General features: G+C 62.5%; 24 protein-coding genes. 12 read left to right on the forward strand and 12 right to left on the reverse strand.

Translation table 11 applies throughout. The features are described from left to right. The first annotated feature begins 1 nt into the window (after position 1). Positions 2-1,030, forward strand: coding sequence for a substrate-binding domain-containing protein (locus MRK42_RS06710; RefSeq protein ID WP_338612010.1), 1,029 nt, complete (start codon positions 2-4; stop codon positions 1,028-1,030). An 87-nt stretch (positions 1,031-1,117) separates the two neighbouring features. Here MRK42_RS06710 and MRK42_RS06715 read toward each other — a convergent pair whose 3' ends face one another. The 3 genes from MRK42_RS06715 to MRK42_RS06725 form a co-directional block, all read right to left on the reverse strand. Continuing rightward, the gene (locus MRK42_RS06715) at positions 1,118-1,846 is read right to left on the reverse strand and encodes an MgtC/SapB family protein (protein WP_338612011.1); all 729 of its coding nucleotides are present in this window, start codon (positions 1,844-1,846) and stop codon (positions 1,118-1,120) included. A 206-nt stretch (positions 1,847-2,052) separates the two neighbouring features. Then, entirely contained in the window at positions 2,053-2,427 is a 375-nt protein-coding gene (locus tag MRK42_RS06720) for a hypothetical protein (RefSeq protein ID WP_338612012.1), read from the reverse strand. A 348-nt stretch (positions 2,428-2,775) separates the two neighbouring features. Further along, positions 2,776-2,961: a DUF2892 domain-containing protein gene (locus MRK42_RS06725; protein ID WP_124238345.1), complete on the reverse strand. Its 186-nt coding sequence runs from the start codon at positions 2,959-2,961 to the stop codon at positions 2,776-2,778. A 107-nt stretch (positions 2,962-3,068) separates the two neighbouring features. Here MRK42_RS06725 and MRK42_RS06730 point away from each other — a divergent pair, with 107 nt between their 5' ends. From MRK42_RS06730 to MRK42_RS06750, 5 genes are read left to right on the forward strand one after another with little or no spacing between them, the layout of a single operon-like run. Further along, positions 3,069-3,383, forward strand: coding sequence for a metalloregulator ArsR/SmtB family transcription factor (locus MRK42_RS06730; RefSeq protein ID WP_042072085.1), 315 nt, complete (start codon positions 3,069-3,071; stop codon positions 3,381-3,383). After that, complete coding sequence (locus MRK42_RS06735; RefSeq protein ID WP_026456402.1) at positions 3,383-3,796, forward strand: YeeE/YedE thiosulfate transporter family protein; 414 nt, start codon at positions 3,383-3,385, stop codon at positions 3,794-3,796. The genes MRK42_RS06730 and MRK42_RS06735 overlap by 1 nt, the downstream gene beginning before the upstream one ends. Before the next feature lie 13 nt (positions 3,797-3,809). After that, positions 3,810-4,244: a YeeE/YedE family protein gene (locus tag MRK42_RS06740; protein ID WP_223380216.1), complete on the forward strand. Its 435-nt coding sequence runs from the start codon at positions 3,810-3,812 to the stop codon at positions 4,242-4,244. A gap of 40 nt (positions 4,245-4,284) precedes the next feature. Next, positions 4,285-5,310, forward strand: a complete 1,026-nt coding sequence (locus MRK42_RS06745) for an efflux RND transporter periplasmic adaptor subunit (protein WP_338612013.1) — start codon at positions 4,285-4,287, stop codon at positions 5,308-5,310. After that, the gene (locus MRK42_RS06750) at positions 5,273-8,446 is read left to right on the forward strand and encodes an efflux RND transporter permease subunit (RefSeq protein WP_338612014.1); all 3,174 of its coding nucleotides are present in this window, start codon (positions 5,273-5,275) and stop codon (positions 8,444-8,446) included. The genes MRK42_RS06745 and MRK42_RS06750 overlap by 38 nt, the downstream gene beginning before the upstream one ends. 68 nt (positions 8,447-8,514) lie before the next feature. Here MRK42_RS06750 and MRK42_RS06755 read toward each other — a convergent pair whose 3' ends face one another. After that, entirely contained in the window at positions 8,515-10,998 is a 2,484-nt protein-coding gene (locus tag MRK42_RS06755; RefSeq protein WP_338612015.1) for a diguanylate cyclase, read from the reverse strand. A gap of 465 nt (positions 10,999-11,463) precedes the next feature. On the opposite strand from MRK42_RS06755, the gene MRK42_RS06760 reads away from it, so the two are divergent. Both MRK42_RS06760 and MRK42_RS06765 read left to right on the forward strand, forming a co-directional pair. Continuing rightward, positions 11,464-12,480, forward strand: a complete 1,017-nt coding sequence (locus tag MRK42_RS06760; RefSeq protein ID WP_225633017.1) for a lipoate--protein ligase A — start codon at positions 11,464-11,466, stop codon at positions 12,478-12,480. Positions 12,481-12,669: 189 nt separating this feature from the next. After that, on the forward strand, positions 12,670-14,364 hold the full coding sequence (locus MRK42_RS06765; protein ID WP_338612016.1) for a pyridoxal-dependent decarboxylase: 1,695 nt from the start codon (positions 12,670-12,672) through the stop codon (positions 14,362-14,364). A gap of 122 nt (positions 14,365-14,486) precedes the next feature. On the opposite strand, the gene MRK42_RS06770 is transcribed toward MRK42_RS06765, so the two are convergent. The 3 genes from MRK42_RS06770 to yiaY all read right to left on the reverse strand — a co-directional run bounded on the left by MRK42_RS06770 (position 14,487) and on the right by yiaY (position 16,816). Then, positions 14,487-15,116, reverse strand: coding sequence for an NAD(P)H-binding protein (locus MRK42_RS06770; protein WP_338612017.1), 630 nt, complete (start codon positions 15,114-15,116; stop codon positions 14,487-14,489). Positions 15,117-15,181: 65 nt separating this feature from the next. Continuing rightward, positions 15,182-15,520: an outer membrane protein assembly factor BamE gene (gene bamE, locus MRK42_RS06775; protein ID WP_026457574.1), complete on the reverse strand. Its 339-nt coding sequence runs from the start codon at positions 15,518-15,520 to the stop codon at positions 15,182-15,184. A 144-nt stretch (positions 15,521-15,664) separates the two neighbouring features. Then, positions 15,665-16,816, reverse strand: a complete 1,152-nt coding sequence (gene yiaY / locus MRK42_RS06780) for an L-threonine dehydrogenase (RefSeq protein ID WP_338612018.1) — start codon at positions 16,814-16,816, stop codon at positions 15,665-15,667. Between the two features lie 392 nt (positions 16,817-17,208). On the opposite strand from yiaY, the gene udp reads away from it, so the two are divergent. After that, complete coding sequence (udp, locus tag MRK42_RS06785) at positions 17,209-17,964, forward strand: uridine phosphorylase (RefSeq protein ID WP_042072075.1); 756 nt, start codon at positions 17,209-17,211, stop codon at positions 17,962-17,964. Positions 17,965-18,102: 138 nt separating this feature from the next. Here the strand turns inward: udp and MRK42_RS06790 are convergent, their stop codons facing one another. Continuing rightward, a complete protein-coding gene (locus tag MRK42_RS06790) occupies positions 18,103-18,798 on the reverse strand; it encodes an RluA family pseudouridine synthase (protein ID WP_354688947.1) in 696 nt (231 codons plus the stop codon). A 198-nt stretch (positions 18,799-18,996) separates the two neighbouring features. Between MRK42_RS06790 and rihA the strand changes: the two genes are divergently transcribed. Both rihA and MRK42_RS06800 read left to right on the forward strand, forming a co-directional pair. Continuing rightward, positions 18,997-19,932, forward strand: coding sequence for a pyrimidine-specific ribonucleoside hydrolase RihA (rihA, locus tag MRK42_RS06795; RefSeq protein WP_354688948.1), 936 nt, complete (start codon positions 18,997-18,999; stop codon positions 19,930-19,932). 33 nt (positions 19,933-19,965) lie between these two features. Next, positions 19,966-20,436: a hypothetical protein gene (locus tag MRK42_RS06800; protein WP_201940222.1), complete on the forward strand. Its 471-nt coding sequence runs from the start codon at positions 19,966-19,968 to the stop codon at positions 20,434-20,436. Positions 20,437-20,506: 70 nt separating this feature from the next. On the opposite strand, the gene MRK42_RS06805 is transcribed toward MRK42_RS06800, so the two are convergent. The 3 genes from MRK42_RS06805 to MRK42_RS06815 all read right to left on the reverse strand — a co-directional run bounded on the left by MRK42_RS06805 (position 20,507) and on the right by MRK42_RS06815 (position 23,122). Continuing rightward, complete coding sequence (locus MRK42_RS06805; protein ID WP_354688949.1) at positions 20,507-20,803, reverse strand: winged helix-turn-helix domain-containing protein; 297 nt, start codon at positions 20,801-20,803, stop codon at positions 20,507-20,509. Then, positions 20,800-21,330 (reverse strand): DUF1523 family protein, encoded by a 531-nt coding sequence (locus MRK42_RS06810; RefSeq protein WP_042028425.1) that lies wholly within the window; start codon positions 21,328-21,330, stop codon positions 20,800-20,802. The genes MRK42_RS06805 and MRK42_RS06810 overlap by 4 nt, the downstream gene beginning before the upstream one ends. A 169-nt stretch (positions 21,331-21,499) precedes the next feature. Beyond that, on the reverse strand, positions 21,500-23,122 hold the full coding sequence (locus tag MRK42_RS06815) for a methyl-accepting chemotaxis protein (protein WP_354688950.1): 1,623 nt from the start codon (positions 23,120-23,122) through the stop codon (positions 21,500-21,502). Positions 23,123-23,353: 231 nt separating this feature from the next. On the opposite strand from MRK42_RS06815, the gene MRK42_RS06820 reads away from it, so the two are divergent. Continuing rightward, positions 23,354-23,986, forward strand: a complete 633-nt coding sequence (locus MRK42_RS06820; RefSeq protein WP_026456777.1) for a LysE family translocator — start codon at positions 23,354-23,356, stop codon at positions 23,984-23,986. A gap of 62 nt (positions 23,987-24,048) precedes the next feature. Here MRK42_RS06820 and MRK42_RS06825 read toward each other — a convergent pair whose 3' ends face one another. After that, complete coding sequence (locus MRK42_RS06825; protein WP_354688951.1) at positions 24,049-25,260, reverse strand: cation:proton antiporter; 1,212 nt, start codon at positions 25,258-25,260, stop codon at positions 24,049-24,051. Between the last annotated feature and the right edge of the window lie 28 nt (positions 25,261-25,288).

The raw sequence follows: 25,288 nt of genomic DNA on the forward strand, positions 1-25,288 counted from the left end.
GGTGGAGAAGAAGAAACGGATCACGATTGCCCAGATAGCCACGCTCGCGGGGGTTTCCAAGGCCACCGCCAGCCTGGTGCTCAACGGCAAGAGTGCGGAGTACCGCATCGCCGACGACACCCGCAAGCGGATCCAGGCGGTGGCGGACGAGTGCCACTACCAGCCGAGCATCCATGCCCGCTCCCTGCGGGAGGCGCGCAGTTACACCTGGGGACTGGTGATCCCCGACCTCACCAACTTCGGCTTTGCCAGCATCGCCCGGGCCCTGGAGGCCCATTGCCGGGAGGCGGGGATCCAGCTGCTCATCGCCTGCTCCGAGGATGACCCCACCCTGGAGCAGCGGGTGGTGGACAACCTTATCAGCCGCCAGGTGGACGGCCTCATTGTCGCCTCCAGTGGCCACAGCGACGACATCTATGCCCGCATCCACGACCGTCTGCCGGTGGTGCAGCTCGACCGCCACATCGGCGAGTCGCGCCTGCCCATGGTGATCTCGGATGCCTGCAAGGCCACCGCCGAGCTGGTGCAGGACATGGCGGCCGGCTGCGGGGAGGAGATCTACTACTTCGGCGGCCTGCTGGATCTCTCCCCCAGCCGCCACCGGCTGGCGGGCTACGAGCTGGGGTTGCACCGCGCCGGGCTGGAGGCCACATCAGACCGGGTTCGTCACCGCGACTACCAGCCAAGCTCGGGCTATCAGCTGATGGCCGAGCTGGTGGCCGAGCTCGGGGCGCCGCCGAAGGGGCTCTTCACCGCCTCTTTCACCCTGCTGGAGGGGGTGCTGCGCTACCTCAACGAGGCGGGGCTGATGGAGACTGGGATGCGGCTGTGCACCTTCGACGATCACGACCTGCTCGACTGCATCCCCATGCGCATCGACTCGGTGGCCCAGGATTGCCCGGCCCTGGCCCGCGCCGCCTTCGAGCTGATGCAGCGGCTGATTGCGGGCAATCCCCCCACCCAGACCGCCCAGGTGATCAATTCGCGCATACGCTGGCGAAGCCGCCGCCAGGCAAGCCACACTGCCTAGTCTGTGTCACTCGACTGGCGCCCAAGACACAAAAGCCCCGCCAATATTGGCGGGGCTTTTGTGTCTTGGGCGGTGGGACGGCCGGTGTCAATCTGCGGTGCTGGCATGCCAGAACACCTGCTTGATATGAGGGTGAATACTCAGCTTTTGCATCAGGGCATCGAGCTCGTCGCCGTCGATGGAGGTGGCGAGCAGCACCGCCGAGATCTCCAGGTCCCGCTCGCCGAACGGCGCTATATCCAGCTCGCTCAAGGGGTAGTCGGCCCGCTCCAGCATCTCTTCCAGCCAGTGCAGCACCTCTTTCTGGTGCTTGCGGGAGGTGAGCACCGTCACCTTGCAGGTCACCTCGGTATCGAGATTGTCTACCGGGCGGCGGTTGATCTGGTTGACCAGAGGGCGCAGCAGGGTGTTGGCGGCCAGAACGAACAGGGCGCCGAGTACCGCCTCCATGGCGAGGCCGGCACCGCAGGCCGCCCCGACGGCGGCAACGCCCCACAGGGTGGCCGCCGTGTTGATGCCGCGGATGTTGCCCGATTCGCGCATGATGACGCCGGCGCCGAGAAAGCCGATGCCGGAGACGATATAGGCCACTACATGAACCACGCCATAAGTACCGCCATGCAGGTCGTGGATACGCTGGGCCAGGTTGACGAACAGGGCCGCGCCTACGGCGACCAGCACGTTGGTGCGAAGGCCGGCGGTACGCTGGCGATACTGGCGCTCCAGCCCCACCAGGCTGCCGAGCACGAAGGCCAGCAGCAGGCTGGCCAGGGTGTCGCCCAGGGCGATCACATCGAGTTGTTGCCACATTTTCATGGTTTGCTCCTTCCGGTTGCGAATGGCCTTGCTGCAGGCAAGTGGCTCTGTTGAGCGATCCCGTTGCCAGCAGCTGGCCGTCTCGTGCGCCAGCGACCATGTCGACATGAAAAGGGCGCACGAAGACATGACCCGCCTATGGAGGATGCAAGCGGGTCGTTGGAATGGATGGAAAGGGGCCGGCAGGGCCGGCCCCGGATGTCAGGTCAACTGAGCACGGTCTCGGGGTCGCGACGGGGACGCAGCTCCCAGCGAACCGGATGCTGAACCCCGACCTGGTGCACGAACTGCACCAGATAACGCCGCTGGGGCGGGGTGCAGTCGAGGCTCAGCACCAGCTCCCGGCTACCGCCGCGTCCCGGTCGCAGAGACTGCAAGGGATGCAGGCCCGCCGGTTGCAGGGTGTGACTGACCATGTCGAGCACCTGCTCCATATCGGCGCGATCCTGGCAGCGGATCTGCAGCCGGTAGTGGTGGCGATGTTGCTTGTGGCGCAGCCAGAGCGGCAGCAAACCACGGCCCAACCTGCTCAGCAGGGGATGGGTCCGGACGGTGACAGACGATGTTGAAACAAAACGCATAGCAGCCTCCTTGTGGGAAGCAGAAACTATGCAGGCAAGGTGTCCCGGCCTTGGCCCGGTCACCTGACGTCAAGTGTAAAAAGAGAAAGGGGAGTGGATTTCCGCTTCTCGCAGGGCTGCGAGCAAGCGGCAGAGGAAGACCTGCGGCTAGCTCGCGACCCGGGTACCGACGACGAGGGTCGGTCTACAACTGTCACTTGATGAGTTGCCCACTGATGGTCTCCGCTATTGATAAGAGGCAGGGATCATAGCCAACTAACCAGGCCGGGTAAACCTTCAGGCTCTTTTGGCAACATCTTGCAACAATTGAGCGTTGCCTGCCTCTTCGTGCGGCATCTCGGATCCAGGTTATTTAAACCCCATTCGCTTGAGGATCATGGCCGCCGGACAGAACCCGGTGAACGCGCTCTGGATCAGGTTGACCCCGACGAAGACGCTCAACCAGACAAAGCCCGGGTGAACCCAGTGGGTCAGTGCCAGCGACAGCAGCAGCATGCAGCCTGCGACTATCCTCACGCCATTGTCTACCGTCATGTGTTGCTCCTTTCCTTGGTGGTGGCTGATCTTTAAATTAGATGTTGCTAATTTAGTTTTTATTTATAGAATAAAACCAAATATAAGCAACTACTAATTTACTGCTTATGACACAGTTCGATGAGATGACCCGCCACGCGAGCGCGGCGGCTGCGTTACTCAAGGCCCTGGCTCATCCGGAGCGGTTGATGGTGCTCTGTCAACTGGTGGAAGGGGAGAAAGGGGTCGGCGAACTGCTGGCCCACAGCCAGCTGGGGCAGTCGGCCTTCTCCCAGCAATTGTCGGTATTGAAGCGTCACGGGCTGATCCAGTCCCGCAAGGTCTCCCAGCAGATCTTCTACTCGCTGGCGAGCGAGGCGGCGGTCGATGTGCTCGGGGCGCTGCAAGCCCATTTTTGTCACTCTGAAAATAAGGAATCTTGATGATGGAAACGCAATGGCTGCTCTCCCTGGGCGGGGGCATGCTGGCCGGATTGGCCGCTCTGATCCTGTTGTTGTGCAACGGCCGGGTCGCCGGGATCAGCGGCATTCTGGCGGGAGCCCTGCAACAAAAGCAGGCCTGGCGCTGGCTCTTCTTGCTGGGACTGGGAGCGGGAGCCTGGCTGGCCCTGACCCTGGGGTGGGCCAAGATGCCCGACTTCACGGCCCTGCCTGGCTGGCCGCTGGTGCTGCTGGCGGGTCTGCTGGTCGGCGTCGGTTCCCGCCTTGGCAATGGCTGCACCAGTGGTCACGGCATCTGCGGCATGGGGCGTCTGTCCCGCCGCTCCATCGTGGCCACCCTCACCTTTATGACGACCGGCATAGTGACCGTGTTTTTGACTCACCATTTCTTCTAAGAGGCTGATTGCCATGAATTTGCTGACAAGTTTGTTCGCCGGTTTGCTGTTTGGTCTGGGGCTGGCCATCTCCGGCATGGTGGATCCGGCCCGGGTCACAGGGTTTCTCGACCTGGCGGGCAATTGGGATCCCAGCCTGGGATTCGTGATGGGGGGCGCCCTGCTGGTGTTTACTCCGGGTTATCTGCTGCTGGTCAAGCCGCGGCGTCTGAGCCTGTTGGGCAATCCTATCGCCGTGGTGCCCAAGCCGGTGCTGGATCGTCGTCTCATTGGTGGCTCGGCTCTGTTTGGTATCGGCTGGGGGTTGGTGGGGATTTGTCCCGGGCCAGCCTTGAGTCTCATTTCCAGCGGCCAGCCCATGATATTGTTGTTCATTGCGGCCATGGTGGCCGGGATCTTGCTGGTCGACAAGGTATGGGTGAGGGCGAGCCAGCCTCGCATTGCCTGATGACATAGCGCGAATCACCATCCAGGGAAGGAGGATTATCATGGGCAACATCCGTTTGCTGGGGGCCGTACTGCTGGTCATGACATCTCCCCTGGCTGGGGCCACCGAGGCTGGTAGCATCGAGGTGCTGACCGTCTCTCCTCGCCAGATCAGTGACTGGCTGACACTGGATGGCACCGTCAGCGCCATCAATCAGGGCACGGTGGCGGCCCAGACCAGCGGCCGTGTCTCCCGCATGCTGGTGGATGTGAACGATGAGGTGCAGGCCGGGCAGCCTCTGCTCGAGATCAGCGGCAAGGAGCAGTTTGCCGCCGTCACCGGTGCGCAGGCGCGACTGGCGCGGGCACAGGCCCAGCAGGTGGAGGCCGAGCGTCAGCTCGCCCGCTTCCAGGCCCTCATCACCAAGGGAGTGATCACCCGCGCCCAGCTCGACACGGCCCAGGCCAGCGATCGAGCCGCCCGCGCCGAGGTGAATGCCGCCGAGGCGGCCCTCACCCAGGCCCGCGAGGCCTATGGTTATACCCGCATCCTGGCGCCTTACGCCGGGGTCGTCACCAAGCGGTTGGTGGCGCTGGGGGAGACGGTGGCTCCCGGCACCCCGCTGCTCTCGGGCTTCTCCCTCGATGCCTTGCGAGTGGAGCTGGAGCTGCCCCAGTCCGCCCTCGCTCTGGCCGGTCAACCTGTGGATGTGCAGGTATTGCTACCGGATGGCAAGGCCGTTACGCCCCTCAAGCTGACCCGCTTCAACTACGCCGACAACCAGAGCCACGCCTTTCGCCTGCGCCTCGATCTGCCGCCAAAAACCGCCGGGGTACTGCCCGGCATGTGGCTCAAGGTGCAGCTGAGGCGCGGTGAGCGCCAGGTGCTGCAGCTCCCGGCCAAGGCCCTGCTGCGCCAGGGGGTGTTCAATGGTGTCTACCTCAGGCAGGGAGATGGCTGGGCCCTGACGCCGGTGCGGGTCGGCGATTGCTGGCAGGGACTGTGCGAGATCCTGGCCGGCCTGCAAGGGGGTGATCGGGTCGCGGCGGATGCCTGGGCGCGCCAGCAGGAGGTCGCCCATGAGTGATCACAAGCTGGGACCGGCCGGGCGACTGGCGGCGCTGTTTCAGGGCTCGGCCATCACGCCGCTGCTGGCACTGGTGGGGCTCTTGCTCGGGTTGTTTGCGGTGCTGGTGACTCCCAAGGAGGAGGAGCCGCAGATCGATGTCACCTTCGCCGATGTCTATATTCCCTTTCCGGGCGCTAGCCCCGCCGAGGTCGAATCCCTCGTCACCACCCCTGCCGAACAGGTTATTTCCCAGATAAAGGGGATAGACACCCTCTACTCCTTCTCCCGCCCGGACGGCGCCCTGCTGGTGGTGGTGTTCAAGGTGGGGGTGAGCCGCGAGCAGGCCATCGTCGATCTCAACAACCAGCTCGACTCGAACCGGGACTGGCTGCCTCAGGGGCTTGGCGTCGGTCAGCCGCTGGTCAAACCCAGGGGTATCGACGATGTGCCCATCGTCAGCCTGGCGCTCTGGAGCAAGCAGCTGGGGGCCGCCGAGCTGACCCGGGTTGCCCACGAGCTGGAGACCGAGCTCAAGCGCCTGCCCGGCACCCGCGACATCTACAGCCTGGGCGCGCAGCGCGCCGTGCTGCGGGTGATGCCGGATCCGGCGGCCCTCAGCGCCCATGGCATCAGCTGGGGGGAACTCAACCAGCGTCTTGCCGCCGCCAACCAGGTGGGTAGCGAGCAGGCCATCGTGCAGGACAACCGGGAGATCAAGGTACAGGTGGGCCAGTTCCTGCGAAGCGAGCAGGAGGCCCGCGAGCTGGTGGTGGGGCTCCATGAAGGCAAACCTGTCTACCTCGGCGATGTGGCCCAGGTGTCGCTTGGGGAGGAGACCCCGACCCAGCGCAGCTGGATGGGGCAGGGGGATCGCAGCTATCCGGCGGTGACCCTGGCCATCGGTAAACAGCCGGGGCAGAACGCGGTGGAGGTGGCCAAGCGGGTGGAAGCCCGGGTCGAGAGCCTCAAGAATCGGCTCATCCCGGCCGGGGTCAAGGTGACGGTGACCCGTGACTATGGCGTCACCGCCGAGACCAAATCCAACACCCTCATTGGCAAGCTCATCTTCGCCACCACCGCGGTGGTGCTGCTGGTGCTGGTGAGCATGGGCTGGCGCGAGGCGCTGGTGGTGGGCATCGCCATCATCATCACCCTGGCACTGACCCTGTTTGCCAGCTGGGCGTGGGGCTTTACCCTCAACCGGGTGTCGCTGTTTGCCCTCATCTTCTCCATCGGCATCCTGGTGGATGATGCCATCGTGGTGGTGGAGAACATCCACCGCCATCGCGGCCTTGGCAAGGGAACGCTCAAGGCGCTCATCCCGGGAGCGGTGGACGAAGTGGGAGGGCCAACGATCCTGGCGACCCTGACCGTCATCGCCGCCCTGCTGCCCATGGCGTTTGTCAGCGGCCTGATGGGCCCCTACATGAGCCCCATCCCCATCAATGCCAGCATGGGGATGCTTATCTCGCTGCTGGTGGCCTTTATCTTTTCCCCTTGGCTGGCGGGCCATCTGCTCAAAAGCGAGGGGCATGTCGCCCACGGCGAGGCCAAGGCCAGCCTCTTTCAGCGACTGATGACCCCTTTCCTGATCGGTGAGGGCGCCAAGGGGGCCAGACGCAAACTCTGGCTGGTCGTCCTGCTGCTGGTGGCGGGGGCCGCCGCCATGCCGGTGGTGCAGTGGGTGGTGCTCAAGATGCTTCCCTTCGACAACAAGTCAGAATTCCAGCTGGTGCTCGATATGCCGGAGGGGGCTACCCTGGAGCAGACCGAGCGCACCCTGCTGGCGGTGGGACGGGAGCTTGCCAGGGTACCCGAGGTAAAGGACTACCAGATCTACGCCGGCAGCGCCGCCCCCATCAACTTCAACGGGCTGGTGCGCCACTACTTCATCCGCAGTGGCGCCAACGTGGGGGATATCCAGGTCAATCTGGTGGACAAGCATGCGCGCCATCGCAGCAGCCACCAGATTGCCCAGTCGGTGCGGGCGTCGTTGCAGGCCATCGCATCCGCAGCCGGCGGCAACCTGAAAGTCGTGGAGGTGCCCCCCGGCCCGCCGGTCTGGTCACCCATCGTCGCCGAAGTGTATGGCCCCACGCCGGAGCTGCGTGAAGCGGCGGCGCGCGACGTGCAGGCCCGCTTTGTGGAAACGGCGGATCTGGTGGATGTGGACATCTATCTGACCGACCCGCAGCCCAAGTGGCGGCTGGTGATCGATCGCAGCAAGGCGGCCCGCTTCGGGGTCGAACTTGGCGATCTGGTGGCCGCCCTCAACGGCGGCGTGGGCTATCAAGATGCCAGCTGGCTGCATGGCCAGGGCGCCAAGTACCCGGTACCGATCCGTGTCGAGCTCGCCCCCGGCGACAAGCGGGATCTGGCCGGCATCCTGGCGCTCAAGGTGCGCAGCCAGAGCGGGCAGCTCATTCGGGTATCCGAGCTGGTGAGTCGCCGCGACGAGATGGCTCCCTCCTACATCATGCACAAGAACATGCGGCCCATGGTGATGGTGGTGGCCGACATGGGGGGCCATGCCGACAGCCCGCTCTACGGCATGTTTGCCGCCGGAGCCGATATCGACTTGCCCCAGTATTACGTGCAGCAGCCGGATAAATTGGGGGAGGTGGCCCTCTTGTGGGACGGGGAGTGGAAGATCACTTATGAGACCTTCCGCGACATGGGGATCGCCTACGCCGTGGGAATGATCCTCATCTACCTGCTGGTGGTGGCCCAGTTCCGCTCCTATCTGGTGCCCCTTATCATCATGGCGCCGATCCCGCTCACCCTGATCGGGGTGATGCCGGGCCATGCCCTGCTGGGGGCCCAGTTCACCGCCACCTCGATGATCGGCATGATAGCGCTGGCCGGGATAATCGTGCGTAACAGCATCTTGCTGGTGGATTTCATCGAGCAGCAGCGGGCGGCGGGCACGGCGTTCGAGCTGGCCGTGATCGAGGCGGCGCAGGTGCGGGCCAAGCCCATCCTGCTGACGGCGCTGGCGGCCATGATAGGAGCCCTGTTCATCCTCGATGACCCCATCTTCAACGGTCTGGCCATCAGCCTGATTTTCGGCATTCTGGTCTCCACCCTGCTCACCCTGGTGGTGATCCCGCTGCTCTACTACAGCCTGCTGTCAGGTCGTCATCAGGAAACCTGAACAATCTGCAAACCGAGAGACGAAGGGCGGTCCATGACCTCCCTTCGTCTCTCTTGCACCGCTCGGCATTACGGGGTGGCGAAGACCAGGGTATCGCCGTGCAGGTAGAGGTGCGCCTTGACCTGGGCGAAGTAGCTGCGATCCGTCTTGTTCATGTGGCCGACCACCAGCTCCTGCAGGATGAAGTTGAGGAAGGCGTGGTTGTCCAGCTCCTCCATCGATGCATCCGCCAGCGCCTGGGCCTGGGACAGCAGGCGTCTGTGCTCCTCCTTGTGCTGGGCCTTGTCATGAAAGTCGATGGCCTCGAGCAGTGTCTCTTCAAAGGCGAAGTGGCGGCGGGTGGCATCACACAGCGCCTGCAGGGCCTGCCTGAATGCCTCCGGCTCCTGTTCGCGGGTTTTCATTCGCCTCAGCAGCCGGTTGGCCAGCACGAACAGCTGGTGGTGTTCGGCATCGATGCGGGGATGTCCGCACTGGTGGCTCGCATTCCACTGCAGGGCTCCCTGATCGAGCGCCAAATCCGGCGCATAGAGGCTCACCTGGCCGCGCCCGCCGTGCTTGGTCTGGTACATGGCCAGATCGGCGTGGTGCATCAGCTCCCTGGCCGTGCGGCCATGCTCGGGATAGAGGGCGATCCCTATGCTGTTCGAGATCCGCAGCTCCCGGCCACAGCTCAGATAGTAGGGGGCGAGCAGATCTCGCTGGAGTTGCTCCGCCCGCGGCAGCGCCTCGGCCCCCATGCCCGGCAGCATGATCACGAACTCGTCCCCGCCAAGGCGGGCCACGATTCCCCCCTTGCCGATAAGCCGGCTCATCCGCTCGGCCACCATGATCAGCAGCGCATCCCCCACCTCGTGGCCCAGGGTGTCGTTGATCGGCTTGAAGTGATCCAGATCGATAAAGAGCAGGGCCAATGGCTGGGCCTGATGCTCCGCCAGCGCCTGATTGAGCCGTTTGTGCAGCAGGCGGCGGTTGGGCAGGTTGGTGAGGGGGTCGTAGAAGGCCAGGCGCTCCATGGTCTGGGCGACGGCGGCTTGCTCGGTGATGTCCCGGGTGACACCTATGATGGCATCGGGCTCGCCTGCCTCGTTGCCATGCAGGGTGGTGACCGTTTCGGTCGTCAGGCTCTGCCCATCCTTGTGGTGAAGTTCGAGGCGGATGACGCGCCGGGTCTGGGCATGATCCCCCCGCTGCCAGGCCGCCAGCGCCAGATCCAGCTCCTCGTCCAGGCGCTTGATCGACGCCTCCGGCATCACCTGTGGCAGAGAGAGGCTCATGGCCTCTTCCCGGTTCCAGCCACAGAGCTGGCTGATGGCCGGGCTCAGGTAGTTGAAGCGGCGGGAGCTCACCTCCATGGTCCAGATCACGTCGGCGCTGTGCTCCGCAACGAAGCGGTAGTGACGCTCGCGCTGCGCCAGTCGCTGGGTGAGTTGCTGGCGTTCACGGCTCTCCCGGCGCAACCTCAGGTAGAGGTAGCAGAAGACGCTGACCAGGGTCAGCAGGGAGAAGCCGATCAGCAGGGCAAGGGAGATGCGCTGCTCCAGTTTGCGCAGTTGCCGGTTGTCCTGGGCCTTGTCCGGGTTATAGAGGAAACGGCCCAGATCAGGCTGGTTGGCGATAAGGCCGAGATTGAGATAGGTGTGGACAATCTGCTGCCAGCGTCCCTCGTACATGTAGCCTATCTCCACCAGATTGGGCTGGAGCAGCCGCTCGGTTTCGTCGGCCTCGAAGGCGAGCTGCTCGCGACCTGAGCCGCTGGGATGGTGGTTGAGCAGCCAGTTGATCACCTCTTCCTGATGTACCATGGCGTAGCGCCATCCCTTAAGGCTGGCCTGATGAAAGGCCAGCACCCGATCCGGGTGCATCTGGAGTTCGCGCTCAGAGGTAAACAGGATATTGCCGTAGAAGTCGATCTCGCTGTCGATGGGGCGCAGGAGGCGATAGGGGAGCCCCTGGCGTTGCAGCTGGTAGGCATCGTCTGTGCCGTAAGTGGCGATGGCGTCAGCTTCCCCTTGCAGCAGGGCAGAGCTCCCCTTTTGGTAGGGCACCAGGGTGGGCTTGGCATCCGGATAGCGGGTGTGCAGATAGGCGATCAGTTCCCTGGACGAGGGATCCGGGCTCACGCGTTTTTGTGCCAGATCGGAGAGGTGCAGGATATTGCTGTCCGGCAGGGTCAGGATGGCCAGGGGGGAGTGCTGCATCATGGCCGCCAGGGCGACGACCGGTTTGCCGGCGACGCGGGCCAGCAAGAGATCGCTGTTGCCAATACCGTAACCGGCCTGGCCCGAGAGCACTGAGTCTGTGGTGTCCATGCCGGGCTCTCCTTCGCGCAGTTCGACCTGCAAACCGGCATCCCGATAGAAACCCTTGAACTGGGCGGCATAGTAACCGGCGAACTGGAACTGGTGATGTCCGTTGAGCTGCAGTGTGAGCTGTTCGGTGGCGAACAGTTGAGGGGAAAACAGGAGAAGAGTGGTGGATCCGAACAGCAGGCTGACAAACCGGGAACATCGATGCCAGGCAGGGAAAAGGAGGGCGTGGGCTCGAGTCATACAGGGGTCCCCTCGATAGCGGCTGCTATCGCCAGAGTAATCAATTCCATTGGGGGGGGATAGGGGGCAGGCGCACCTTTAGGAGCAAAATGAGACTGCCAATATGTCGTTTTTGTGTCGTTCATCACGATTGGAGTTGGAGTATCGTTATTATGGTTACAAACGAACCCCTTAAAGGCCCGGTTGCAGGCCTCTTGTTGTTCAAGACTGGTGCGTTTGACCCTGATTTTGCGCTGACTTTGTACTGAATGACGCTTTTTTTCAAGTAATCCGTCAATAAATGAGCGAACGGGGCGAGATAGTCATTTGAGTGTTGTTTGCCTGTGTCTGGCATGTTGACCGGGTGTAGAAAAAATGCAGTGAAATGAGCTCGTAACGACACCGCAAGCCGGGACGGGATAGGGGGGCAAAGGAGAGGGGCCGGGTGGTATCATGGCCCTCTCTTTTTCGTTACGAGGCAACGGCATGGCTACTCTGCGTCTGCTTATCTCCGATTCCCACGATCCCCACTTCAACCTGGCTGTGGAGGAGTGCATCTTCCGCCAGATGGACCCGCACCAGCGGGTGCTCTTCCTGTGGCGCAACGCCAATACCGTGGTGATCGGCCGCGCCCAGAACCCCTGGAAGGAGTGCAACACCCGCCGGATGGAAGAGGACGGGGTGATCCTGGCCAGGCGCAGCAGCGGCGGTGGCGCCGTGTTCCACGACCTTGGCAACAGCTGCTTCACCTTCATGGCGGGCAAGCCCGGCTATGACAAGAGCATCTCCACTGCCATCGTGCTGGATGCACTCAAGCGGCTCGGGGTGAGCGCCTTTGCTTCCGGCCGTAACGATCTGCTGGTGGCCACCCCGGACGGGGATCGCAAGGTGTCGGGCTCGGCCTACCGGGAGACCCTGGATCGCGGTTTTCACCATGGCACCCTGCTGCTGGACGCCGATCTCGGCCGGCTTGCCAACTACCTCAATCCCGATCCCAAGAAGCTGGCGGCCAAGGGGATCACCTCGGTGCGCAGTCGGGTGGCCAACCTCGGCGAGCTGCTCCCCGGCATCGACCATCAGCAGGTGAGCCAAGCCCTGTGCGAGGCGTTTTTCAGCCATTATGGTGAGCAGGTTCAGCCCGAGCACATCTCCCCCGAGCGGATGCCAGACTTGCCGGGTTTTGCCGAAACCTTCGCCCGCCAGCGCAGCTGGGAGTGGAACTTTGGTCACGCCCCGGCGTTTACCCATCTGCTGGAGGAACGCTTTGGCTGGGGTGGGGTGGAGCTGCATTTCGATGTGGAGAAGGGGGCCATCAGTCGTGCCCGGCTCTTTGGCGACATCCTGGACCCGGCCCCGTTCGAGCTGCTTGGCGAGCGTCTGATCGGCTGCCCCTATCAACCCGAGGCGCTGGAGGCGTGCCTGCAACCCTGGCTTGCGGCCTACCCGTCCCGGCACGATGAGTTGGCCGAGTTTGTCACCTGGTTGCGGACGGCGCTGCGTTGATCGACTTGTCAGCCAAAGTGTGAGCCAGGTAACAAAACGTGAAGGGGTGCTCAAAAGGCCCCTTTCTGCCAGCCCCCGTCATCACTCATTCATGACAAAAAGTAGGGGAGCCCATTAGATATTGTCGCTGTTGATGGTGCGATCCGAGCGGTATAAGAACCGCACACTTGCAGTACTAATGGTATAAAAATGAGTGACCTGGTTTATCTGAAAGATGAAGGCGTCAACGCCGTTCACCCCGATTTTGCTGCCCGTTTTGCCATCGTCAAAGCCAATTTTTTCTCACGAGATCCCGATCTCTGGCCTGTGTTCCGCGAACCCGGTTTTGCCACCCTCAATGAATTTCGTCGTCGCGGTCTGGCCCCCGATGCCCGCCTGAATGCCTGGCCGGACGGCCGCGCCCGCCTCGCCGATCTGTGCGAGACCATGCCGGTGCCAGCGGCCATGCGCACCCCGGGCGAGCCCATGGCCGAACTGCTGTTTGCCGGTGCACTGTCCAAAGACTGGGAGAACCCCTCGAGCGTCGAAAACGTCATCACCATGTCGGCGGATCCCGCCATCTACGGTGCCCAGATGGGCATCCTCGCCAACCCCAACCTGGTCTACTCCGAATACGCCGGGGTGGCCGAGGAGCTGGAGAAGAAGGTGGTGCGCCAAATCGCGTTGCTGGCGGGCTACGATCCCGAGCGCGCCACCGGCATCTTCACCCAGGGGGGGACCTTCTGTAACCTCTACGGCTACCTGCTAGGCATTCGCAAGAGCCTGCCCGAGGCCAAGCACAAGGGGCTCGGCCACTATCAGGACTACCGCATCATCAACTCCCAAGGCGGCCACTACTCCAACATCACCAACCTCTCCCTGCTCGGGGTGGACATCGAGAACAAGACCATCCGCATTCAGGTCGGCGAGAACAACGACATCGATCTGGTCGATCTCGAGCGCACCCTGACCGCCTGTTTTGCCTTGAAGCACGTGGTGCCCACCATCATGCTCACCATGGGCACCACCGATACCTTCGGGGTGGATCAGGTCAAACCCGTGGTGGACCTGCGGGATCGCCTGTGCGAGCGCTTCGAGGTGGCGGTCAAGCCCCACATCCACGTGGACGCCGCCATCGGCTGGTCGATGATCTTCTTCCTCGATTACGATTTTGCCGCCAACCCGCTGGCCATCAACGCCGCGACCCTGGCCGGCATCGAGCGCAACGTGGCGCGCTTTGCCGAGCTCAAATACGCCGATTCGTTCACCGTCGACTTCCAGAAGTGGGGCTATGTGCCCTACACCTCGAGCCTGGTGATGATCAAGGAGCAGGATGACCTCAAGGCGATGGAGAACGACCCGGAGAACTTCTCCTATTTCGAGCGCGACATCCAGGGCCACACCCACCTGCAGTCCACCATAGAGTGCTCCCGCGGGGCGAGCGGCCTGTTCGGCGCCTACGCGGCCCTCAACTACCTGGGGGTCGAGGGGTATCGCACCGTGCTGGCCCACTGCCTGCAAAATGCCAACTACTTCCGCTTCCGTCTGAGCCAGCTTGGCAACGTCAAGCTGGTGGCCCAGGAGAACCAGGGACCGAGCGTGGGCTTCAAGATCTACAACCCCGAGTGGGTGCAGGATCCGGAGGCCGAGTTCGCCTTCGAGCTGGCTCGCAGCCCCGACCCCGCCTACAAGGCGCGGCTGGCACGCAACACCGACTGGCATCGCCAGATCTTCAAGGGGCGCGGCAAGGTGGGGCTCTACACCAACTGGGTCGAGGCGGTGGCCCGCTCCGACTACGACGCGCGTGGGCGTTACTCCTACATTGCCGGGGAAAAGGCGGTGTTTATGAACCCGGCCTGCGGCCGCGAGCAGATCGACGCCTTTATCGAACACCTTCGCGGCTAAGCAGGGGGCTTTATTGCCAGTCACAGGTTGACAGCGGGCTGCGTCGAAAACGCGCCAAGTAACGCGCCAAGTAAAAAGGGCAAGCCAATGGCTTGCCCTTTCACATTGTCGTAGAGCCGGGATCAGAGGGTCAGCAGCCGCTCGTTTTCGACGATCTCGATCCCTGCTGGTTGGCGGGCGAGCATGAGCATGGCGTGAGCCACCTGATGGGCCTCGATGGCACGCCAGCGGGTCAGTTTGCCCCGCAGCAGCGGGCGAAACAGCGGGTAGATAGCCTGAAAGCACTGCTCCGAGAGGCGGGGAGGGGAGCGATGGCCGAGCAGCATGGCGGGGCGCACGATGGCGAGCCGCTGCCAGGGCTGGGCCAGCAGGGCCTGCTCCATTTGTCCCTTGGTGCGCGGATAGAGGGCCGGGGAGTCGGGATTGGCCCCCAGGCTCGAGACCATCACCAGGCGCTGACAGCCGTGGCGACGGGCCAGATCGGCAAATGCCAACACATAGTCGAGATCGACCCGGCGAAACGCCTCGGCAGAACCTGCCGCCTTGCGGGTCGTGCCCAGGGCGCAGAAGGCGAGGTCCACCGGCTGGGGCAGGACCACTTCGGCCAGCTTGTCGAAGTCCACCGGCAACCAGTGGTGGGGGGCCTCCCCCGGTTTGCGACAGAGCAGGGTCAGCTCATGTTCGACGGGCATCTGCTTTACCAGCTCGCGGCCGATCAATCCGCTGGCCCCGGCTATCAGAATACGGCTCATGGCGTTCTCCCTGGCATCATGCCTTCACTAAAACAAAACCGGCGCGAGGCCGGTTTTGCGATATATCAGAGCGGGGTATTGAAGGCTGCGGGCAGCGGGAAGTCCCCCGTCACAGTGGTGAGCCTGTCATTGGCGAAGGTCAGAGTGAGCTCCTTGCGCTCTTTCTCACCGCGCCCCGGCTGGAATTCATAGAGGTAGTACCAGGTGTTGGGATCGAAGCCGTCGCGCAGCATGGGGGTACCCAATACATAGCTGACCTGCTCGCGGGTCATGCCCTGGCGCAGTTTGTCGACCTGTTTTTGTTCCACATAGTTGCCCTGGGGAATATCGATACGATAGACCAGGCTGCAACCGGAGAGGGTGAGGGCGGTCAGGGCCGCGGCAATCAGGTGTTTCATCCGCATATCGAGTTCAGATCATCCATACAGTCTTTTTTGGCTCGGCAAATCATACCGACTCCCTCCACGGAAGTAAAAAGCCATTGATCCATCAGCCAATAAAAAGGGCCGCATTGCGACCCTTGCTGAGATGGTGCAACCATGACCCGGTTACATGGCCGCACGGAAGATGGCGACGATCTCCTCGTGGCTCGCCTGTTTCGGGTTGGTGAAGCCGCAGGCATCTTTCAGGGCGTTGCTGGCCAGGGTGTCGAAGTCATCGACCTTGACGCCGAGCTGTTCGAGGCCGGCCGGGATCTTGACATCGCGGGCCAGGGCCTTGATGGCCTCGATGGCGGCGGCAGCGCCCTGCTCGTCGCTCATGGCGCTTACATCCACGCCCATGAAACCGGCCACATCCTTCAGACGGGTGGCGCTCACCTGGGCGTTGTAGGCCTGAACATGGGGCAGCAGCACGGCGTTGCAGACCCCGTGTGGCAGGTCGTAGAAGCCGCCGAGCTGGTGGGCCATGGCGTGCACGTAGCCAAGGCTTGCGTTGTTGAACGCCATGCCGGCCAGGAACTGGGCATAGGCCATCTGCTCGCGGGCGTGCAGATCATCGCCCTGGTTGACGGCGGTGCGCAGGTGTTTGGCAATCAGCTGGATTGCCATGACGGCGCTGGCATCGGTCACCGGGGTAGCGATGGTGGAGACATACGCCTCGATGGCGTGGGTCAGGGCATCCATGCCGGTGGCGGCGGTGAGGCCAGCGGGCTTGGCCAGCATCAGCTCGGGGTCGTTGACCGACATCAGCGGGGTGACGTGCTTGTCGATGATGGCCATCTTCACGTGACGGGCCTCGTCGGTGATGATGCAAAAACGGGTCATTTCGGAGGCGGTGCCGGCCGTGGTGTTGATGGCGATCAGCGGCAGTTGCGGCTTGGCGGAGCGATCCACCCCTTCGTAGTCCTTGATGTTGCCGCCGTTGGCCGCCACCAGGGCGATGCCCTTGGCGCAGTCATGGGGGGAGCCGCCGCCCAGAGAGATGACACAGTCGCAGCCATTGGCCTTGATCATCGTCAGACCCGCTTCCACGTTGCTGGTGGTGGGGTTGGGCTTGGTCTCGTCAAATACCACGCTGTCGATGCCGTTTTGTGCCAGCAGGGTGGTGAGCTTGGTCACTACGCCGATTTGGTTGAGGATCTTGTCGGTGACGATCAGTGCCTTGCGGTAGCCGTAACCCTTGATGTCGGCCGCCGCCTCTTGCAGACAGCCTGCACCCATCAGGTTGATCGCGGGGATATAGAACTTGAATGTTGCCATGATGGAATTCCTGTCGTTAGCCATTAAGTGGTATGCGGGCTTCAACATAGCACCCAGAGAGGGGATGGAAAGGGGTCAATGGTATCTGTTTTACAACTTTATGGACTCGATCACGTACTGGCAAAACGGGGTACGACAGGGATTGACAAGGAGGAGAGACAAATGGCGACACGAAAAACGTTTTCCAATTAATTCATCAAGTTAGCAAACGTTTTGCGTGCAATTTGCGGCTGTCAATGCATGGAAGTGTGAGGCGCTTCAAGGAATTGGCAGACGCTTTCGCCCATAGTTGGCCCTTCCCCGAACAGGGGAGCAGGCTTGAAACCTATTATTAAGAATCATCTTATCGTGCGCCCGGACCATGTTTGGCAGGGGGCAACCAGGAGTCCACTATGTCTGATGTTTTTCACTTGGGTTTGAAAAAGGCTGATCTGCAAGGCGCCACCCTGGCGATCGTCCCCGGTGATCCCGAGCGCGTGAAGCGCATCGCCGAGCTGATGGACAACCCTGTGCTGCTGGCCAGCCACCGTGAATTCACCACCTGGCGCGGCGAGATGGACGGCAAGGCCGTCATCGTCTGCTCCACCGGCATCGGCGGCCCGTCCACCTCCATCGCCGTGGAAGAGCTGGCCCAACTGGGGATCCGTACCTTCCTGCGCATCGGCACCACTGGCGCCATCCAGCCGCACCTGAACGTGGGCGATGTGATCGTCACCACCGGCTCCGTGCGTCTCGACGGTGCCAGCCTGCACTTCGCCCCGATGGAATTCCCGGCCGTAGCCGACTTCGAGTGCACCACTGCACTGGTCGAGACCGCCAAGGAGCTGGGCTCCAAGCTGCACGTGGGCGTGACCGCTTCCTCCGACACCTTCTACCCGGGTCAGGAGCGTTACGACACCTTCTCCGGTCGCGTGGTACAACGCTTCCAGGGCTCCATGAAGGAGTGGCAATCCATGGGCGTGCTGAACTTCGAGATGGAGTCCGCCACCCTGCTGACCATGTGTGCCAGCCAGGGCCTGCGCGCGGGCATGGTGGCCGGTATCATAGTGAACCGTACCCAGCAGGAGATCCCGAACGCCGAAACCATGGCGAAGACCGAATCTGATGCCATCAAGATCGTGCTGGGTGCTGCCCGCAAGCTGATCTGATCGCCCTCTTTGTAACGAAGAGTACCGAGTGGGGGGTGGGGGCCGTTGCGCAAGCGCGGCCCCTATCTTTATCCACCGTTTTTCCCGTTTCCCTGTTCTCCCGTCCGCTCACCGTCTACTTTCTCATCCACTCGCTTGTCAGAAGGGGCAGGCACACCTTGCCGCCATGGACTCACCGCTCACCGGGTGGACAAAATCGAGTTCGCTGGCGTGCAGCATCAGCCTTGGCGCCGTTTGTGTGCCGGGCCGCTCCATGCCGCCATAGAGATCGCAACCCAGGATAGGGTGGCCCAGCCACTGGCTGTGAATGCGCAGCTGGTGGGTGCGCCCCGTCTCCGGCACCAGCCTGACCCGGGTCAGGGGAATGGCACCCTGCTCTCCCTGGCGCATCAGGCGCTCCACTACCTGAAAGCGGGAGCGGGCCGGTTTGCCGCCGTTATCGCAGATCTTCATCAGGGGAAAGAGCGCCGGATCCTTGGCGATGGGCGCTTCGATCACCCCCTCGTCTGCCGCCAAGTAGCCGCACAGCAGGGCATGATAGGCCTTGTTCACGGCGCGCTGGCTGAACTGGTGGCAGAGTGCGGCATTGATAGCCTTGTTTCGAGCCACCACCATGATGCCCGAAGTGCCAAAGTCGAGGCGGTGTACCAGAGTACAGCCGGGATACGCCTGCACCAGCCGATGGTGGACCGAGTCGAGGTTCTGCGGGTTCTTGCCCGAGAGGCTCAGCAGGCCGCTCGGTTTGTTGATGAGCAGCAGGTGTTCGTCTGCAAACAGGATCTCGATGGCAGCCTCGCAGGGCGGGGCGATAAATGTATCGACGATAACGGACATAAGGGACGCGGGCTGGAAAAGGGGGAAGGAATCATACCCGAACGGACGGCGTGCGGCGAATCGGGGCGGGCACACGGTAGATCACGATGCTAACTGCTTGATTAGTCGGGAGGGAGCCATTTTGTGACTCCCTCCCGAGTTAATCCGGCCGCCGCTTGTTAAGGTATGGCTCCCTGTCATGTTGTAAGGAGTCTGTCCATGGCGTTGCCCGTTATTCTCGATTGTGATCCCGGCCACGATGATGCCATCGCCCTCATTCTGGCATTGGCCAGCCCAGAGCTGAAGGTGCTGGCAGTGACCACCAGCGCTGGCAACCAGACGCCGAACAAGACCCTCAACAACGCCCTGCGCATCCTCACCTTGCTGGACCGCCACGACATTCCGGTGGCGGCGGGGGCGCCCAAACCCCTGGCCCGCGAGCTCATCATCGCCGACAACGTGCACGGGGAGTCGGGCCTGGATGGCCCGAAATTGCCGGCCCCCGCCTTTGCCCCACAGGCGATGACGGCACTCGAATTGATGGCCAGGTGCCTGCGCGAGAGTCCCGAGCCCGTGACCCTGGTGCCGACCGGTCCGCTTACCAACATAGCCCTGCTGCTGGCGGCCCACCCCGAACTCAAGCCCAAAATAGCCCGCATCGTGCTGATGGGGGGCGCGACCGGACCGGGCAACTGGACCCCGGCGGCGGAATTCAATATTTATGTGGACCCAGAAGCGGCCGATATGGTGTTCAACTCAGGGATCCCCATCACCATGTGCGGCCTCGATGTGACTCACGAGGCGCAGGTGATGGACGAGGATATCGAACGGGTGCGCGCTATCGCCAATCCGGTGGCCCAGTGTGTGGCCGCTCTGCTCGACTTTTTCATGATCTACCACCGGGATCCCAAGTGGGGATTTGCCGGTGCTCCGCTGCACGATCCCTGCACCATCGCCTGGCTGCTGGCCCCCGAGCTGTTTCATGGCATCGAATGCCGGGTCGATATCGAGACGCAGGGGGCACATACTAGCGGCATGACGGTGGTGGATCGCTACTGTCTCACCGGCAAGCCGGCCAATGCGCTGGTGTTGCTGGGGCTGGATCGCCCGGGCTTTATCGACTTGCTGGTCACGCGGCTGCGCGCCTTTGACTGAGCACAGACTCACTCTCAACAGAAGGGACAGGGAATGTGGAAGACAGGGTTGGCACTGTTGGCCGGGTTGCAACTGACCGGCTGTGCGTCGCCGTTCGAGCGGATGTGGCAGGGACTGGCCACCTGCGATCTTGCCGAGCTCTATGTCGATGGCGAGACCGGGCAGGCGGCCCATGCGCAGCTCGGGAAGTACGTCCCCTACAAGGTGAGCGACGGCTTTGCCTGGTACAAGCTGCATGAAGAGCTGCACGGCTTGCCGGTGGTAGGCTTTATCGTGCCGGCTTCCACCTTCGAGGTGCACGCCCTCTTTATCGATACCCCCATCGCCAACGCGCGGCGGCTGACCCACAACGCCTATGGCAGCGAGTTTGCTGACGAAACCCTGCACGACGAGGGCAAGGCTCCCCTGCTGCTGCGCGACCCCAACAACCCCAAACGCACCATCATTGACTGCACCCGGGGCGAGTCGGAAGGGGAACAGGGGGATGCAACCCTGCCCGAATAGGGGCAGTCCGACGCAAAAAAGAGGGGCCAGCCCATCCGGCTGGCCCCTCTTGTTATCTTTCAGCCCAAGCTCAGGGATAGCTCAGGGTCTCCTTGATGACCGGCAACCTCGCGGCAATCCACTCGGGATTGATGGGGCCCCAGTCGCTGATGCGGTAGTGCCCCTGCAGATGGCGGGCCCCCTCGGTTTGCTCGAAGCCGCAACAGATATCGAGATCCGCCAGCGCCGAAAGGGTGTCCTGTGCGGTGCGCCGCGGCATGCCGGTGGCCGCCATGATGGCGGGGACCGTATCCGTGCCCTGGCTTATCAGCCAGGCCACGTAGAGGCGGCGGTAGAAGCTGGTGCGGGTCTTGCTCGATTCCGTCATATCTCGTCCTCAAGGCGATCGAAATAGCGCCAGGTGGCCAGCGCAGCCTTGCCCATCACCAGGGCCCAGACACCGAACCAGAACCAGCGGAAGAAGCTCCAGGTGGAGGCGTCGGGCTCTGTGCTCTCAATCTTGGTGACGTTGGGGAACATGGAGAACATGTTCACGCGCCAGCCGTAGGAAGTAATGATGGCCAGCCGTTTTTCGAATTCCATGGATTTGGCCTTGGCCTGGACGTCGGCGGCGTTGAACTTGAAGTAGAAGGGCCAACCCCACTCGGTATCTTCATTGCGGAACACCCGGATCTGCTCACCGGGACGCTCGGTGTAGATGTAGTAGACGTCGGTGGTGGGGCCATCGGCCGGGTTCTTCTTGCTGATGGGGCCATCCTTGTCGGTACGTTTCACCTCGACCCCTGTGATGGTGGCGATGGTGTGCTCCGGCAGGTAGTAGTCGAGCCAGGTGGCAGAGAGCAGGGCGATCAGGCCCAGCAGAATAAAGGCGGGTTTCTTGAATTTCAGGCTCATGGATGTGCTCGCGTGAGGGGGAGTAACGTGCCTCTACCATACTCACATTTGGCGGAGCGGCCTAGCCCCTTATGGCACCACAAGCCAAAAAATGGCGTTTAAAACAGAAACAAACCCTTCACCTTGGCAACAAAAAAGGCCCTTGCGGGCCTTTGAAAACGGATGGCTATTACAGTTGGAACTGGGCGAGCTGCCTGCGCTGCTGCTCGGCCAGCTGGGAGAGCTCCTGGCTGGCGCTGGCGCTCTGGCTGATCCCGGCAGAGCTCTGGCTCACTATCTCGTGAATGTTGGAGATGTTGCGGCTGATGTCCGCGGTGACGCAGGACTGTTCCTCGGCGGCGGTGGCCACCTGGGCGTTGGCGTCATTGATCTGCTGCACCGCGCCGGTGATCCCGCCAAGCAGGCTCTGTACCTCGGCCGCGAGACGCTGGTTGTGCTCGAGGATGGTCAGGGTCTCCTGCACCCCCTGGTTGGCAGAGAGGGACTGGCTCTGCAACTGCTCTATGATGCCCTGGATCTCCTTGGTGGACTCCTGGGTGCGAGCCGCCAGCATCCGCACCTCGTCGGCTACCACCGCGAAGCCGCGACCGGTTTCCCCGGCGCGGGCGGCCTCAATGGCGGCGTTGAGGGCCAGCAGGTTGGTCTGCTCCGAGATGCCCTGAATGACTTCAATCACCTTGCCGATCTGCTCGGACTGGGACTTGAGCCGGGCCACTACGGCGGCGGCGCTCTCCAGGCTGCCCGCCATGCGATCGTTGGCGGCTACGCTCTCGCCAAAGAGAGTGAGCCCCTGCTCGACCCGGCTGTTGGCATCGCGGGCCAGATCGTCGGCCACGGCGGCGTTGTGGTTGACGTTGTCGGCGGTGCTGGAGAGTTCGGTGACCGCCGAGGCAACCTGCTCGATCTCGCCACGTTGCTGTTGGGCGTTCGCCTCGGCCTGGGTCATCACGGCGGCGAGCTCGGTGGCGGCGGAGGCCACGTTCTGGCTGATGCCGGTCAGGGTCTGGATGGTGTTGCCGAGCTGGCTCAGGGTGAGGTTGATGTCCCGCGCCAGGTGGGTCACTTCGTTATTGCCCTCTTCACTGGCACGGACGTTGAAGCGGCCCTGGGCCATGGCGCGCATCACCCCCTGCAGCTGACTGATGGGTTGCACGATATGGCCTGACAGCCACCAGCCGCAGGCCAGGGCCGCGATCAGGGCGGCGGCCGTCAGCAGCAGGGCATGGAACAGCGCCTCATCATAGTGTTTCTGCTCCCGGACCAGTTCGTCCTGGATCAGCTGGTTGATGTGGGCGGACATGCCGTCGATCTCCTTGTTCAGCTGCTCGCCCAGCTGGCGGAAATGGAGGCGGGCCGCCTCAAAGGCAACCGGATCCTCATTGCCCTGATGTTGCAGTGCCAGCAGCGGCATCATCTTGCCGCGCAGATGATCCAGATAGGCTTGCAGCGCCGCCATTACCTGGCGGTTATCCTGCTCGGCCCCCTCGATCACCAGACGGGCGAGAATGCCCCGGATCTCTTGCTCGGCTGCGTTGAGGCTGGCGGGCAGCTCGGCGAATTGCTTGGCGTCGTAGAGGCCGTAGATGGCATTGGTGCGCATCCGGTAGGCGGCATGGATCAGGGTGGCAATGTCATCCTTGTGGCGGATCACGCTGGCGGTGGTGTCATTTATCTCCCGAATGGCGTTGTCGACTTCCTGTTTGCTGAATCCGGCGGTGATGACCATCAGCAGACTGGCGAGGAGTAATGGAACGAGAACTTGAAGGCGAATTGATAGATTATTCAATGACATAAAAGGCTCTAATCGGAAGAATGGCAAAGTTTGGCATCTTACACAGACGCGACAAGGGTTGTCACAGACTTTATTGCCGACGTTGGAGGTAGTTACAGTTTTTTCTTGTGGTAAAAGAGCGAGATAGACGACACTGTCTGGCCAACTTGGTATAAGTTCGACCAATCCGATTGGATTGGGTCTGTCAGTTCCCGTTTTGTCCCTGTTCTATGCGTTCCATGGAGGTGTTGTGTGTCCAGCTGGATTGATCCGGCCATTCTGGCGTTGTTTATTCCCACTTTTTTCTTTGTCTCCGTGACCCCCGGCATGTGCATGACCCTGGCGATGACCCTGGGCATGAGCCTGGGAGTGCGCCGGGCCCTGCACATGATGTGGGGGGAGCTTATCGGGGTGGGGCTGGTCTCGGTACTGTCGGTGATCGGGGTGGCGGCCATCATGCTCAACTACCCGGGGATCTTCGCCGCGTTCAAATACGTGGGGGGCGCCTATCTGATGTGGCTCGGCATCCAGATGTGGCAGGCCAGGGGCAAGATGGCCATTCCGGCGGATCTCTCGGCGGGCCAGCAGACCAGCGCCATGGGACTGGCCATGCAGGGCTTCGTGACCGCCATCGCCAATCCAAAGGGGTGGGCCTTCATGATCTCCCTGCTGCCTCCCTTTATCTCGGCCAGCAAGCCGATGGCGCCGCAGATCTCGGCGCTGGTGGCCCTTATTCTGCTCATCGAGTTTTCCTGCCTGCTGCTCTACGCCAGCGGTGGCCGCACCCTGCGCCACTTCCTCGCCAGGAGTGGCAACGTCACCCTGATGAACCGCATCGCCGGCACCCTGATGTTGGGGGTCGGCGTCTGGCTGGCGCTGGGTTGACAAAAAGTGCATGAAAAATGCCCCCTCTTTGGCAAAAAGAGGGGGCATTTTTGTGGGTGGCGTCAGGCCTTGCGGGTGAAGCGCCTGACCCAGGGGTTGGCGCTCACCCCGTGCAGAATGACGCTCAAGATAATGGTGCAGAGCACGGTGGCGATGACGGGCAACTGGCCCGTCAGGGCTGGCTGATGCTGCAGCACCATGACGGCGAAGACGATGCTGGCCAGCCCCCTTGGCCCGAACCAGCCGATAAAGAGTTTGAGTTCCAGGGATTGACCCGTGCCCAGCAGGCTCAGCCAGACCGGCACCATGCGCAGCAAGGTGAGGCTGGCGGCGCCATAGAGCCAGTACTGCCACTGCAGCAGGATGGGCAGCAGCGGCATCATGATGGCGCCAAACACCATCCAGATCACCACAGAGAGCAGATCTCCGTACCCTTCGCAGCTGTCCATGTAGGCGTGCTTGTGCTCCCCCAAGCGATGCCCGATCAGCAGCCCGCCGACAAAGGCGGCGATAAAGCCGCTGCCACCCAGAGTTTGGGCCAGGGCAAAACAGAGCAGGGCCAGCCCCGGCATGGTGAGCTGGCGCCACAGCGGCAACTGCCAGCCATTGAGATAGGAGAGTTTGAGCAATCGGATGGTCAGGGTGCTGAGCACGAAGGCCACCAGCACCCCTATGCCTATCTCTTCCAATAACAGGGTCACGGCCAGGGTGGCGGTGCCTGCGTGTTGTTCGGTGGGGGCGATCAGGGCGAGCAGCAGGAGCAAAACGGGTACACAGATGCCGTCGTTGAGGCCGCTCTCCTGATTGAGCCCCTCCCGCACCGCTGCCGGTACTGCCGGATTGCTCACCACCGCCTTACCAAGCGCCGCATCGGTCGGAGCCAGTATGGTGGCGAGGATCGCCACTTCCAGCAGCGGCAGTTCGGGAAACAGCAGGCGGCCGAACAGGGTTCCCGCCAGCAGGGTCAGGGGCAGGCCGATGAGCAGCAACCGGACGGGGAGCTGGCGGTTGGCCAGCAGCACCTGCCAGTTGGTGTTGGCGGCGTCATTGAACAGCACTATGACCAGGGCCAGCTCGGCCAGCAGTTTGAGCCCTTCGCTGTCGATATCGAGGGAGAGCAGGCCCAGGCCGCTAGAGCCCAGTACGCCGCCCACCAGCAGAAACAGCAGGGGACCGTTGATGAGCTTTGACTCGAAGCGTCCGGCAATCAGGCTGTAGAGCAGTAAAAAGGCGGCGAGCACCGCCAGGTTCTGGTAGATCACAGACGCTTCCATGGGCTCTCCTCCTCGTTACTCCCTGCCG

It is taken from the genome of Aeromonas sp. 19NY04SH05-1, assembly GCF_040581895.1.
GTDB classification, from domain to species: domain Bacteria; phylum Pseudomonadota; class Gammaproteobacteria; order Enterobacterales; family Aeromonadaceae; genus Aeromonas; species Aeromonas enteropelogenes.